The sequence below is a fragment of the Microbulbifer maximicatervae (SeqCode) genome, from assembly GCF_052467825.1.
This window is the reverse complement of sequence record NZ_CP174327.1, coordinates 901,667-915,471: the sequence shown is the minus strand read 5'-3', so window position 1 is coordinate 915,471 and position 13,805 is coordinate 901,667. Positions and strand designations below refer to the sequence as shown.

Annotated in this window: 9 protein-coding genes; 6 read left to right on the top strand and 3 right to left on the bottom strand. The window is 43.9% G+C overall.

Translation table 11 applies throughout. The annotated features are described in order from the left end of the window. The first annotated feature begins 6 nt into the window (after nt 1-6). The 4 genes from parE to asnB all read left to right on the top strand — a co-directional run bounded on the left by parE (nt 7) and on the right by asnB (nt 8,685). Nucleotides 7-1,893 (top strand): DNA topoisomerase IV subunit B, encoded by a 1,887-nt coding sequence (gene parE / locus ACJJII_RS04020; RefSeq protein ID WP_444918380.1) that lies wholly within the window; start codon nt 7-9, stop codon nt 1,891-1,893. A 482-nt stretch (nt 1,894-2,375) separates the two neighbouring features. Then, on the top strand, nt 2,376-2,885 hold the full coding sequence (locus tag ACJJII_RS04015) for a hypothetical protein (RefSeq protein WP_444918379.1): 510 nt from the start codon (nt 2,376-2,378) through the stop codon (nt 2,883-2,885). Between the two features lie 1,350 nt (nt 2,886-4,235). Next, complete coding sequence (locus tag ACJJII_RS04010) at nt 4,236-5,891, top strand: histidine kinase (RefSeq protein WP_444918378.1); 1,656 nt, start codon at nt 4,236-4,238, stop codon at nt 5,889-5,891. 859 nt (nt 5,892-6,750) lie between these two features. Continuing rightward, nucleotides 6,751-8,685 (top strand): asparagine synthase (glutamine-hydrolyzing), encoded by a 1,935-nt coding sequence (gene asnB, locus ACJJII_RS04005; protein WP_444918377.1) that lies wholly within the window; start codon nt 6,751-6,753, stop codon nt 8,683-8,685. Between the two features lie 138 nt (nt 8,686-8,823). On the opposite strand, the gene ACJJII_RS04000 is transcribed toward asnB, so the two are convergent. Further along, entirely contained in the window at nt 8,824-9,615 is a 792-nt protein-coding gene (locus ACJJII_RS04000; protein WP_444918376.1) for an SDR family NAD(P)-dependent oxidoreductase, read from the bottom strand. Nucleotides 9,616-9,726: 111 nt separating this feature from the next. Between ACJJII_RS04000 and ACJJII_RS03995 the strand changes: the two genes are divergently transcribed. Both ACJJII_RS03995 and ACJJII_RS03990 read left to right on the top strand, forming a co-directional pair. Continuing rightward, nucleotides 9,727-10,083 (top strand): winged helix-turn-helix transcriptional regulator, encoded by a 357-nt coding sequence (locus ACJJII_RS03995; protein WP_444918375.1) that lies wholly within the window; start codon nt 9,727-9,729, stop codon nt 10,081-10,083. 60 nt (nt 10,084-10,143) lie between these two features. After that, nucleotides 10,144-10,857: an NUDIX hydrolase gene (locus ACJJII_RS03990; RefSeq protein WP_444918374.1), complete on the top strand. Its 714-nt coding sequence runs from the start codon at nt 10,144-10,146 to the stop codon at nt 10,855-10,857. Nucleotides 10,858-10,999: 142 nt separating this feature from the next. Here ACJJII_RS03990 and ACJJII_RS03985 read toward each other — a convergent pair whose 3' ends face one another. Continuing rightward, nucleotides 11,000-12,415 (bottom strand): nicotinate phosphoribosyltransferase, encoded by a 1,416-nt coding sequence (locus ACJJII_RS03985; RefSeq protein WP_444918373.1) that lies wholly within the window; start codon nt 12,413-12,415, stop codon nt 11,000-11,002. Nucleotides 12,416-12,619: 204 nt separating this feature from the next. Next, on the bottom strand, nt 12,620-13,783 hold the full coding sequence (locus ACJJII_RS03980; RefSeq protein WP_444918372.1) for a bifunctional nicotinamide-nucleotide adenylyltransferase/Nudix hydroxylase: 1,164 nt from the start codon (nt 13,781-13,783) through the stop codon (nt 12,620-12,622). Nucleotides 13,784-13,805 lie beyond the last annotated feature (22 nt).

The following is a 13,805-nucleotide window of genomic DNA, read 5'->3' as shown; positions in this document are numbered from 1 at the left end:
AGAATTATGGCTAATTATTCCGCCGAAGATATTGAGGTACTCACGGGACTAGATCCGGTGCGTAAGCGCCCCGGGATGTATACCGATACCGCACGCCCAAATCACCTGGCTCAGGAGGTAATCGACAACAGTGTCGACGAAGCCCTGGCCGGACATGCCAAGAAAATTGAAGTGGTGTTACACAAGGACCACTCGCTTTCTGTCAGCGACAACGGCCGCGGTATGCCTGTCGATATCCACCCCGAGCAGGGACGGCCTGGTGTAGAGGTTATCCTCTCCACTCTGCACGCCGGCGGTAAGTTTTCCAATGACAATTACCAATTCTCCGGCGGCCTTCACGGTGTTGGTGTTTCGGTGGTTAATGCCCTCTCAAAAGTACTGGAGGTTACTATCCAGCGAGATGGCAAAGTTCATCGCATTGGCTTTAAGGATGGAGAAAAGGCCTCCGACCTGGAAGTAGTAGGTGAGTGCGGCAAGCGCACAACAGGCACCAGTGTTCGCTTCTTACCTGACCCCAAGTATTTTGATTCCGCCAAATTTTCAGTGGTGCGCTTGCGACATCTTCTGCGTGCCAAGGCGGTTCTCTGCCCGGGTCTCACGGTTACGTTTATCAATGAGCAGGATGGCGAGTCCGATGAGTGGTATTACGAAGATGGCCTCAAGGACTATTTGGCCGCTGCAAATCAGGGCTGGGAAGTACTGCCAGCAGAACCATTTGTAGGTAGTTTTGCAGCTACCACTGAGGCGGCAGACTGGGCGGTCCAATGGTTGCCAGAGGGCGGAGAGGTCACCGCTGAATCCTACGTAAACCTGATTCCCACCGCCCAGGGCGGTACCCATGTTAACGGTTTGCGGGCCGGCCTGCTGGAAGCAATGCGCGAATACTGTGAAATCCGCAATCTGCTACCGCGCGGAATTAAATTGGGACCAGAAGATATTTGGAGCCAGTGTTCTTACGTTCTCTCTGCCAAACTGGCTGATCCCCAATTCTCGGGCCAGACAAAAGAAAGACTTTCCTCCCGTGAAGCGACCGCATTTATTTCCGGTGTCGCCAAAGATGCATTCAGCTTGTGGCTGAACCAGCATACGGAAGAGGGCGATAAACTGGCGGAACTGTGTATTGGCAATGCACAGAAGCGCATGCGCTCCGCGAAAAAAGTTGCACGTAAAAAAGTTACTCAGGGACCGGCCTTACCTGGCAAGCTGGCAGACTGCTCCAGTGGCGATACCACGCGCTCCGAACTCTTTCTGGTGGAGGGTGATTCGGCCGGTGGCTCCGCCAAGCAGGCGCGAGACCGGGAGTTCCAGGCTATCATGCCGCTGCGCGGTAAAATCCTGAATACCTGGGAAGTTGACTCAGGGGAAATTCTCGCTAGCCAGGAGGTACATGATATTGCTGTAGCCCTCGGTGTGGACCCGGGCAGCGATAACCTGGAAGGCTTGCGTTACAACAAGGTCTGTATCCTCGCCGATGCCGACTCGGATGGCCTGCACATTGCCACGCTGTTATGCGCGCTTTTCTTGCGTCATTTCCGTCCGTTGGTTACTAACGGTCATGTCTATGTGGCCATGCCCCCACTGTTCCGAATTGATATCGGTAAAGACGTTTATTATGCATTGGATGAAGCTGAGAAACAGGGCATCCTTGATCGTATCAGTGCAGAAAAGAAAAAGGGCAAGATTCAGGTAACCCGATTTAAGGGATTGGGAGAAATGAATCCTATGCAATTGCGTGAAACTACGATGGATCCCAATACCCGACGTCTCGTACAGCTCTATATCGATACCGGTGATGATAGCAACCAGCTTTTGGATATGTTATTGGCCAAGAAGCGTGCTGGGGATCGCAAGCAATGGCTGGAAAGTAAAGGGAATCTGGCTGAAGTGGGTTAAGCTTTCTAACATAGGTATTGGTGTTGCCTTAGTGTACTAAGGCAACAGATCAATGCATATGATTAATATGGAGCGCTCTTCCTTTTGAGGGGCTCTATCTCTCTTTCAGAAGTTGTATCAGTTATTCAGCTTAATGGATGCTAATTCAGCTGCATATTATTTAATTCCTTCAGTTTAAATTTCTTGTTTTAGCATTATACTTATTTAAAACAGATAACTTCATTGATACGAAAATATATAGCCTTAGCATCTATGTGATTTTTTCGATAAAAAAGAAGTGCACAAATCCATTCTATTGGTTTTACTATTTTGTCATTTCTAATTACCTATAGTCTAAATTTTTTAAAAGATGAAATAAGCACCATGTGACAAGTGCCTATATAATGTCTCAATAGTAAGGCTAGCAGTGTTGGGTATTTTGAAAGTCTAAAGCGACAGCATCAAAAGTTATATAATTAATGCCTGCTTGACGAGATTAAATTTTGAGTATGCTGTGGGATACATTAAGTGCCGTTGGTGAGCTTGTTGGTGCCTTTGCGGTTGTCGCATCTTTAGTCTATCTTGCCGCTTTAATAAGAGTTCAGAATAAAGAATCGAAGATCGCTTCTATGCATGAGATATCCATTGCTCATCGAGAAGCTGTAGCAGCAATTTGTGACGGACCAATGGCAGACATCTTTGCGAAGGCGATGAAGGATTTTGATTCTTTGTCGAGTGCCGATACTTTAAGGATCATTGGTTTTGTATATCGTTTTTTTAAGATCTGGGAAGAAGCTTATTTCCAATACAAGGCAAACAGACTCGATTTTACTATTTGGGACTCAATGACTCGTCAATATACAGCATACTTATCAATGGAACCTTTTAAAAGGATATGGGAGTTGCGCTCTGAATATGTAGCTCCCGAATTCCGTGATTATGTCAATTCAAGAAAACCAGTGGATTTGGTTTTACCAAATTCAATTAGTAATAGGGGTGACTCCAAAGGTTAATCTTAAATCATGCCTTAATAGGGCTATGATTTATCTAGATGTTGTAAAAGGAATCGTCATATTAAATTTGGCTGCTGGTGGCATTACACTCAATAAGATCAAGTTGTGAAAGAGGTGTTTTCTCTCTCCAAGTGCCAACAGGAGCTTGTACAACCGATAGTCAACCAAAAATATATAATGAATGAATATTGCGAGGCCATGGGAGTTAGTAAACCCAGGATGAGGCTGTGGATTCGAAAAATACGTGCAGAGCGAGCTGGAAGAGTAGTTGAGTATCTAATAGTTTGAGCTCCAAATAAATATTGAAATACTCACAGATTTTTGTTGCAAGAAATGACTGCCACATATTTTTAAACTGCTTTCATGTATAAAAATTATGAGATACGATAAAAGTATTACTCTATTATCTAAATGGACAGAAGCTCACACTTCTTAATTTTGACGCCCGAAAATTGTTAAGCTGTCATCTCTTCATCGATTTATTTTGTGTAATCATGTGGGATATCTGGTTTAAAATTTCTAAAAGCTATTCGTATTTTTGTTTGCTAAGAAATTTTTAGTCACATTTCTTTATGAAAACGTACCCTCAAGTTCGGACAGATGTCTAGCCATTAAAGACTTTTAGTTGGGCCTATTGTTCTAATTTGGAGGATGAAAATATATTTATTAAAAAAAGTTCACTCTGTCAGTTGAATCTTGTAGGCTGCTTAAAAGTATCAGAATGTTTAGATAGCAGTTTCATTATAGGTGCCTTATAAAGTCTCGGCTGTAATGTGAAGGGTGATAGTTTATAGGTTAAATTAATAAGTTATGTTTATAGGTGTTGCTATTGATTTTGTATTGGTCGGTTGCTCCATTTGGTGTGCAGGATAATTGGCGCAAACCCAATAATAAAAGATAAATAGTATAGACGTTGATAAGTTTTTTGCACCTTATTTAGTAGTTATCACTGCCGGCTGCTGAACAAATAAAATATACATAATAATGTCTGCTCGTCTGAGTGTTTGCTTTATATGTTTTTCATGCTGGTTAATTGGCTATTGTGAATTCAAGAATGAATTTCTAAGTCTTAATTGGCAAGTTAATAAAGCAGTCTGAGCCCTTAATCCTGTCAAGGCTCTAAAAGAGAATCAAACATAAATCTATAAAAGGGGATGTTTATTTACGAATATATTCGAAGTTTATTCTAATTTTACTTCTCGCAGTGGTTCTTGTTGGAGATATTTTAGTGCTAAGGCGATGCGAGAATAGTCTGTATTTTCGTGTTGACAATAAAAATCATATCTAATTAAGGGCTAAGGATGAGAGAGTTTTGAAAAATGATACGATGACCTATAAGGAAAGCATATAGTGAAATTTAATATTAACCTAGCAATCTTGATGTTCAGTGTCTATCTTTCAGGTTGTAATGGATCTTCGAGCGGGGGAGATGATCCAGACACAGGTGGCGAGCTTACAGCTGCTACGATGGCGGTCTATTATGAGAAACCTAAAACGCTAACCTTTCGCTGGAGCGATGTTTCTGGGGCAACTTATTATCAGTTGTTTGAAAATGCTGATGGGCACTCTGGGTTTGAACCTATTGGAAATCCCATTACGCCAAAAGAAGAGCGCATTGAATTAGTGGTGCCTTTATTCAAAAAGCTTAATGCCCAATACTTATTGCAAACCTGCGATGATCAGAGATGTATCGATTCTGATGCAGTAGCGATTGATCAGGATGTGATAGGCAGTATCGGTTATTTTAAACCCAGTAATACGGATGCTGACGATCAGTTTGGTTGGAATCTAGCAATTAGCGATGATGGCAACCTGCTTGCAGTAGGTGCTCCTCGCGAAGATAGCGGTGGTGACCAAGAGGATAACCTGACACCTGATTCAGGTGCAGTTTATATTTTTAGTCGGGAAGATGGCGAATGGACACAGCAAGCCTATCTTAAGTCTCCAGATCCTCAAGAAGCTGCAGAGTTTGGAACTGCATTGAGTCTTAGCGATGATGGTTATACGCTTGCAGTAGGGGCATTCAAGGAGAACGGGGAAAATGATAATTTTTCTGCGGGCGCTGTTCATATTTTTTCCCGAAGTAATGAAGGTTGGGTCCATAGCGCCCGACTTCAAGCAGACAATCAAGGAAATAATGACCTATTTGGCTATGCCCTTAGCCTTAGTGGGAATGGTTCTACTTTAGCAGTAACCGCACCCAGTGAAGATGGTGGTCTTGATGGCGATTCTATTGAAGATTCTGGAGCGGTATATGTGTTCCGTAATGAGGAGGGAAGTTGGTCACAGTATGCCTACATTAAGGCTGCTGATAGTTCTGAGGGGTTAGGTTTTGGTTCTTCGATAAGCCTTGATGATGCCGGGGCTTCATTCGCAGTTGGGGCTTATGCTGACAATGCAGAGGCAGGTTCCGTTTATCTATACCAGTTGGATGGTGAATCCTGGGTGGAAGATAGTAAGATATCGGCTAGTAATCCTGTCGCTGGTGATTGGTTTGGATTTGCGCTCAATTTAAGTGGTAATGGGGAAACTCTAGCAGTTGGCGCCCCATTACAAAGTGGATCTAACAGTGGCTCTGCCTACATTTTTTCTCGAAAAGAAAACGCTTGGGAGCAAACTGCCTATTTGAAAGCTTCCAATCCTCATGTATCGGCTTACTTTGGAGAGGCGGTAAACCTGAGTGATGATGGCAGTTTTATCGCCGTGGGAGCATGGGGAGAGAAAAGCTATAGCCAAGGATTGTTCGGAGATAGTACAGACGAATCTTCAACTAGAGCAGGAGCAGTTTATACCTATTTATTTAATGGCGTAGACTGGTCTAGTGAAGCTTATATTAAGGCGAGCAACACAGACTCGGGAGACCATTTTGGTGGCTCTGTTGCGCTAAGTGGAGATGGAGCTAGTTTAGCAGTAGGGGCGAACGGTGAGGATGGAGCGGATAGCGGTTTGTTCGCAAACCCTGAGAGCAATGAAGCTGAAAATGCAGGAGCGGTCTATATTTATTAATTAGGCTGTATAATTTATATTTACGTATAAAGCTAGTTGTTTGAGTTTAAATGGTATTGTTATCATTAATCTAGACCGAACGGAATACGCACAATGTAAATTTTAGATATCTTTATTCTAAGTATAGATTTTAGGCTGCTCAGGTAAATCAAAAGATTTTCCTAGAGCAGCAATATATCTAGAATTTTAGCTAAAACTTAGCTGGATAGTGAAAGAAAAGGATATCTTTAAAATTTATAGCTCTCTTGAAGTCTGAGCTTGTTATCAAGTTCTGGTAGTAAGGTATCTACAAGAGAGCTATTCTGCTCAATAGTTTTGCGAGTTTTTAAAAGTTTCCATAGAAGCTTATTTTTGGTTTGATGCCAGATAAACCGAAAAGCAAGGAAAGTAAAAATACACTTGCTCGCTGTAATATATATGCCATAAATTTGATGGGGTGCTTTAAGTTAAATGTTGGAGTTCGGATGTGAGGAATATTCTATGAATAATCCCGCGAAAAGGTTTAATACTGTTTCTAGAGTGTTTAAAGGTCCGATTTCTATGTAAAGTGAAAATTCTGAATTTAACAATCTGGAACTCAAGAATGCACTGTATATTTATCGGCGGCCCATTTTGAAAGGGTATGGGGCTTCGATTTGAATATATGGCTATGATTATGTAAATCCAAATAAACTTGTTAGTTTAGCTGGTCAAACTCGTCTAGTGAAGTGTAAGTTCGACCCTGAATATCAACCTCATATCTTTATTTAATACAATTCCTTAATGCAGAGTCATTTGACCTCTTTTTCGTGAGAATGGCGCGAAGCTCTTTTTTGCTAATCTGAGACAGTCCTTTGATCGATACTGGGGAGGCAGTCAAATGTGTGGGCTGCTAGGGGTATTCTCTATTGTTGCTACGTATAGCCGGGAACAGATCTCTCGTGCACTACAGACCCTTACCCATCGAGGACCAGACGGTGAGGGATTCTGGTCATCAGGTGATGGCCGAGCCTGGCTGGCGCATAAAAGGCTCAGTATTATTGACTTAGAGGGTGGTCAGCAGCCTCTGTTGAGCAGTGACGGGGAAATAATTTGTATTGTTAATGGTGAGTTTTATGATTATGTGAAAATAAAAAATGATCTTATTCGACGAGGATATAGTTTTCTCACGCAGTCGGATAGTGAAATTTTGATTGCTCTTTATCAAGAGTATGGTGTTTATTGCCTGGACTATCTTCGAGGAGAGTTTTCTTTCGTACTGTACGATAGAGGGAAGAAACTAATATTCTCTGCTCGAGACAGGTTTGGAATAAAACCTCTCTTTTATTACTGGGCAGATGGATGTTTAAGTTTTTCATCAGAAGTTAAGGCCTTAAAAGCCCTTGGCTTGCCGGTAGAGTGGAACCCTCATACTTACTGGCAGGAAATTAGTTTCTTGCATACTCCTGCTGCTAGCTCATTTATTAATATTTTTGAATTACCTCCTGGTCATTACGGTATTGCCTATTTGGATGATCTGCAATTTTCGACCCATCTTTATTGGGATCTCTATTTCCCTACTATTGTTGAGCAAAGAAAGACTCAGTTTAGAGAAGAAGAAGTTATAAGCGAAGTGCGAAAAAGATTCACTGAGGCGATTAAGTTAAGACTCAAAGCTGATGTGCCAGTTGCTTGCTACCTGAGTGGAGGATTAGATGCATCCTCTGTTTTAGGAATTGCTCAGAGCATGCTTGACAAGCCGATAGATGCATTCACCTTGTCTTTTGACCACCCGACTTATGATGAATCATCCGATGCCAGGTCCATGACCGAATATGCGGGGAGTAATTATCATCCAGTTGAAATTAATGGCGATATATTGGTTTCCTGTTTTGAAGAAACGGCCTACATCGGTGAAAAAATGTTCTTCAATGGGAACGCTATTACTAAATATGTGCTTAGTCGGGCTGTCCGAGATCTAGGGTATAAAGTCGTAATAACTGGGGATGGGGCTGATGAGGTTTTTGCTGGTTACGGTTGGTTTAGGCAAGACTTTATCGAGAATTACTTAGAAGATCTTCCCCAGGAAGAAAAAGAATTGATTCTAAAAGATTTGGAGAGTGGCGACCCTGTTTCTGATGGAGTTTTTATGTCCTCTGCGAGACTGCATCAGTCAAGGGTAGTGAAGTCTGCCCTTGGTTTCTTTCCAAATTGGATGCAGAGTTTTATGGATATGGGTATAAAAATATTTCCATTATTTTGTAAAGATTATGCTGATTATATAAAGAACAATCAGATTGCAGATACTCTCATGGAAAATTTAGGTGGCATGTCTGTATTAAAAAATAGACCTGTTTTATCTAAAAGCTTGTATACTTTTACCAAGTCTATGTTTCCTCATTTTGTCTTAACAATGATGGGTGATAGAACAGAAATGGCTCACTCGATTGAAGGTCGCCAACCATTTCTTGACCACCACTTAGTAGACTATCTATCAGTATTGCCAGAAAAATATAAAATTCGAGGATTAACTGAGAAATATGTATTGCGAGAGGCTATGAAGTCGGTGTTAACAGACAGGGCCTACAAGAAGCAAAAACAACCGCTATGGACTCCGCCTCTTACAGATAAGAAAAACAAGAAACTTCATGAGTATATGAAGGATATTATCCATAGCCGTGAGACTCTAGATATGCCATTTCTAGATCAAAAAAAGCTTATTAGATTTTTTGAAAAAGATGAGGGGCACTCGCAGGCAGACCAGAATGTAGTTGATGCTATTAAATTTCTTACCGTTAGTAGTATATTAATACATAAACGATTGGTGATGTGCTAGAAGTTAATTCTCTACTCTAGGCGGTTTTGATGGTTTACTCTGGATATTAAAATAAAATTTCTTTAGCAGGATTTGCAGTGCAGGAATTTCTCAAAATTGAGCCCGAATAAAATACTTCTATCCGGGCGTTTTGGTATTCTAATTTCTCCCAGCAATTACCCCGCCATCAGCGTCCCAAATGGCTCCAGTTACCCAACTTGCTTTGTCGCTTAAAAGAAAGTCTACGACATCAGCGATGTCCTTGGGGGTACCAACTCTGCCAATAGGGTGAAAGCTATCGAAGGAGGCAAGTACTTGGTCTATTTCCCCTGGATCGATAAAGGAATCATAAATAGGCGTCTTAACCACCGCAGGGGATACTGCATTAACCCGAATATTGTGATCGGCCAGCTCCATCGCCATATGTTGGGTGAGCGAATGTAAACCGGCTTTGGCCATTGAATAGGCAGAGGAGGGTGTCGCCTTTACGGATTGCTTGGCCCACATGGAGCCAATATTCACTACACTCCCTCCGCAGTTGTCAACCATGTTTCTTGTTACGGCCTGGCTAATAAAGAAGGTGGCACGGTTGAGGTCGAGATAAGTGTCGTAGTCTTCCCGAGTATGTTCAAGAAATGCAGTAGGATTAAAATATCCAGCGGCGTTTACCAGGTATTTAAAATGATGATTGCTGGATTTTATATATTCGATAATATTGCTGATATCAGCCTGTTGATAGAGGTCTGCCTGAAGTGCTTCTGCAGAGCCCATCTGAGTTAATTCGTTGTGGGCTCTTTCAAGTTTGTTGAGATTATTGCCAATAATAACTGTGTGAATTCCCTGTTTCACCAGCAGGTTTGCAATGGCGAGCCCCATACCACTGGAACCACCAACGATTAAGGCAACTTCTTTTTGTTCAGCAGAATCTGGTCTTTTAGTGGAGTCACTCATATTATTTCCTCACTGAGATATGCTCATTACGTGAGTGAAGTTTAGAAAAGAACCGGACAGGTTGAAAAGCAAGCACAAAATGGTGTACTAGTTACTTTTTGGTAAGTATTGATGAAATCAGAGAAAAATATGCTCACGCGAAAGCGCCCGCCCAAGAGAAGTGCCAGAATGGTTGAGACTATCTATGGTTGTAAATGGTCCCTTACTGTCTATCAGCTTCTGGCTAGAGGGGTAAATCGACCGGGGGAAATGGTTCGCAGCGTTGAGGGTTTGACCACCAAGGTCCTGAATGAATGTTTACGTAGAAATATGGAGTTCGGGATACTGGAGCGGATCAGCTATGCAGAGATTCCTCCCCGGGTGGAATATAACGTTACAGCATTTGGACAGAAATTCCTGAGAATTCTGGACGACTTGGAAAAGCTACAGGAAGAAATTGATGGCTCAGAATTACCTGAAAGTAAATAACTTTATCCCGCCAATACCTTCGAGTTACACTAAGTGTCTAAATGATACTTGTCGCTCCCTATGAATGAAGAAGACTATATAGCTCGCTATGAGAAGCGTAACTTTGACGCTCCTTTAGTTACTGTGGATGCAGTTCTATTTACCTATCACGAAGGTCTACTCAAGGTGCTCTTGGTGCAGCGTTCTACTCACCCAGAGAAAGGGAAGTGGGCTTTGCCTGGAGGATTTGTCTCTGAAATCGAAGATAATAGTCTGGAGGCGACAGCTAACCGAAAGCTAAAAGAAAAGACATCAGTTATACCGCCCTATTTAGAGCAGCTTTATACTTTTGGAGGGCCCAGCAGGGATAAACGGGGGTGGTCGGTAACGGTTGCCTATACTGCCTTGATTGCCCACCAATGCTGTGCAAGTGCAATCAATACTGTGTCGAGTGTGGACTGGTTGCCTTACTCTCAGATATCTCAATTATCTCTGGCTTTTGATCATCAGGAAATTATTAGTCGTGCCCATGAGCGTTTGGTTCAAAAAGCGCTCTATACGATTGTGCCTGCATTTGCATTACCGGAAACTTTTACCTTGCCAGAGTTGCAGCAAGTACATGAGGCAATAATTGGGAAACCAATACAGAAAAAATCATTTCGCAGGCGAATTGAGCAGGCCAATCTGTTAGTAGATACTGGTGAAAAACGTTCCGAAAAAGGTCGGCCTGCAGCGCTCTATCGTTTGAGCGAAAGCTCTGCTTATCATAAGTTTGTACGAAATCTGGAGCTTTAATAGTGTGATTTTTTGAATCCTCATGTCGATTGATTTTAATTCTCGTGGGAATTTTCGAAAATCGGTTGTGCTAGTAATATAGATGGAAGCGAGCTTGCGAATTTCAAGCTCGCTAATGATGAAAATTTTCTAAAAATTTATCTCAACTGGCAACAGCCAATATATCTCTACCCTCAACAATAACTGCCCGTTCCCGAATAGTTTCCAGATCTTGTTCTATAAGTAATTTCCCATTGCGGTAGACAGTTTCCAGCAGATTATTACGGCCGCCAATATCTTGCTCACGAATAGTGTAGGGCGTTCCGTCGGTACGATTTATTAATGCCAAGCGCCCTCTCTTGGAGCGCTTACCGCTATCGGTGGCGGGGTCTTTGTAAACATCCCGCCATAGGCCATCGACTCGAACCGCACTGGCTTTCATGGCGAACCTCATGGTATCTCGGTTAACTTTTTGTAAAAGCTCACCTCCCATACCGAAGCTAATATTTTCAGCGCTCTGTTTTCTGGCCTTCATTGCGCTGAGGATGCCCTCAATGGTGTGTAGAGAAATCCCGTCACCCTGGATCACCCGAATAAAGTCAGGAAGTACTCGGAAACCTTTACTATTAATGGTTGCTCCGAATATTCTCATCAAGCGCTCAATAGTCTGAGTGACTATATCAACGGGATCGCCGCTATCCGGGCGAATTACCAGGGTGCCGCCATTATTTTCTACCCTCTCTTTTAATTCACCGCCCCAGATATTCTCGATTGCACTCCAAAGATCGTAGCTGTCACTCACTACGGCGACCAGACGGTTGTCACCGCTGAATTGCGTCAGCATATTTTCATAGGCTTTGGCTTCCTGCTCGCGTCCCCAACTGGTCATGGTGCTGTGCTCTGCAGCGGGTATTGAAAATCCGGCCATTGGAGCTGCGTAGTAGCGGCGGCCGGCGAGTACGGCGGCAATGGTGTCTGTGCCTTGGAAATTTACCAGGTGGGCCAAGCCCCCAATCGCAGCTGTCTCTTCGCTGCTAGCACCGCGTGCGCCAAAGTCATGTAGCTTAAAGGGCAGTGAGTCGAGACCCTCAGCAGTTTCCAGTAAATATCGTTGAATGACCTTTTTGGCTTCCCGGCTTTGGGTGGCAACTGTGGTGGGGTACCAAATTGCGCGCAGCAGGGCGGTTTCGATATAGCTGGTTAGCCAGAAGCACTGAGGGTCTGTATTGACTACTTGGGCTAAGACATTCCTAGTCGGGATAACGCTGCCCTCGGGAACTGCTTGAATCTCAATGGGCAGGTAACCCTGATGCTCCTGGAGAATGTATTCCCATCCCTCGCGATTAAATGGCAGGCCATGGGCCAGACAGAGCTCCTCTGCCTCTTCGATGTGCTCTGCGTTGATCGGCGTAGTCAGGTACTGCTTGATAAATGCCTGTAGGCCAAAGAAAACAGCCTCTTTGAACTGGCCACCCCGGCTCTCGATATAGCTGCTGACATACTGGGTTCCCTCTGGGTACTGAAGGTAGTGGCTGGTTTTATAGCTGTCGACATTCAGGATTGGGTTGTACTGGTTCATCGCGGAAATCCTCCGTGAGTAGTTGTTAGCACCGGTCTCTCCAGTGCGGGCCTTGTCAATTATTGTCTAAAGGACACTAATAGAGCTAATAGTGTCTTTTAGATACTAAGTTGTCAAGTGTCGGCGTGTTTTTTTTGGGTATTGGTGGGGTAATGCGAGTTGTTGAATGTGCAAGAGGTGGCAATTGGCCACCTCCTACCAGCTTTAGGCGCCGCCAATCAGGGATTGAATGATGAAATAGTGGTCTTCAAATAGCTGCTGAGGGTCCAGATCAGCGAGGGGAACCCAGCGGGCATGGCGAGCGTCGTCACCGCCCTTTACCTTGGGAAGCTGTTGGCTGGGAGCCAGTTCTATGTAATAGGCGTGCGTGATGGTCCTTCCACGAGCCGAGCGATAGGGTTCATCGAATACATCCTGCCGGCGTATAGATCCTTTCAACACTGGTGTCGGGACTTTAAGGCGTGTTTCCTCTCGCAATTCTCGCAGGCAAGCATCGATCAGTCGCTCACCGGGGTCGACAAAACCACCGGGCAGCGCCCATAAACCCCGCCCGGGAAAAGCTCGTCGCTCTATCAGCAGGATATGGCCAGATTGGACCACTACAGCATCGACAGTAACGTGAGTTGGCGGATAGGGAGCGGTGGCCCAGGAGGATCTGTAGCGCTGGATAAATGCCATTTCTTCGCGCATCTCGCCGTAGGCTGGGTTGGTCTCCACAAACTCTCTTAAAGCGCCAACAGTGCCCTCTGGCAATTGCATTTCCTGGCCGAGTGAATTCAACAAGCTATCGGCGCTGTCGGTAAATAGTGCCTCCCTAAAGGGGGTTGCACTGATTTCGTTGTGATTCTCCACCCCAAGGGATTCCCACTGGGGGAAGAGGTTGAGGTAAAAACCGCTCTGGTCTTTCTGGTGCCCGATTAATGCAATTTGGGGTGGCTTGTGGGGAATGGTGTGACGAGCAGTCACTATGCCGTTAACTGAGTTTTGTACATTGCGTACCCACAGTTCATCATTGTAAGGCACATCCATTAAAGGTAGGCAGGTCAGGCGCTTGTTGTCACTCTGGCTTAAGCTTTTCCTGATAAATTGTTCCCGCTCGCGATGAGTCCAGGGGTTGCGAGGATTGCGGGGCTGGTTGGCGGAGCCAATCAGGATAATCAGGTGCTGGGCCTGAGCTAATCCGCACTGGACTACTTTTAGATGTCCGGAATGGAATGGCTGGAATCGACCGATGAAAACGGCAAAATCGTAGTGCTGGGCCATAGCAGCAAGCTCCTTGCTGTGAATAAACCCCGGTCTCTCCAGGGCTTGAATAATAGGTCTTGAAATATTATGTGTCCAATAGACACTAATGGCAAGTGGGCTCAAACTCAATTTTTAGTGGTTTATC

Coding starts and splice junctions, on each gene's coding strand:
- parE (WP_444918380.1), top strand. CDS start 7: ATGGCTAATTATTCCGCCGAAGATATTGAGGTACTCACGGGACTAGAT.
- asnB (WP_444918377.1), top strand. CDS start 6,751: ATGTGTGGGCTGCTAGGGGTATTCTCTATTGTTGCTACGTATAGCCGG.
- ACJJII_RS04000 (WP_444918376.1), bottom strand. CDS start 9,615: ATGAGTGACTCCACTAAAAGACCAGATTCTGCTGAACAAAAAGAAGTT.
- ACJJII_RS03995 (WP_444918375.1), top strand. CDS start 9,727: ATGAAATCAGAGAAAAATATGCTCACGCGAAAGCGCCCGCCCAAGAGA.
- ACJJII_RS03990 (WP_444918374.1), top strand. CDS start 10,144: ATGAATGAAGAAGACTATATAGCTCGCTATGAGAAGCGTAACTTTGAC.
- ACJJII_RS03985 (WP_444918373.1), bottom strand. CDS start 12,415: ATGAACCAGTACAACCCAATCCTGAATGTCGACAGCTATAAAACCAGC.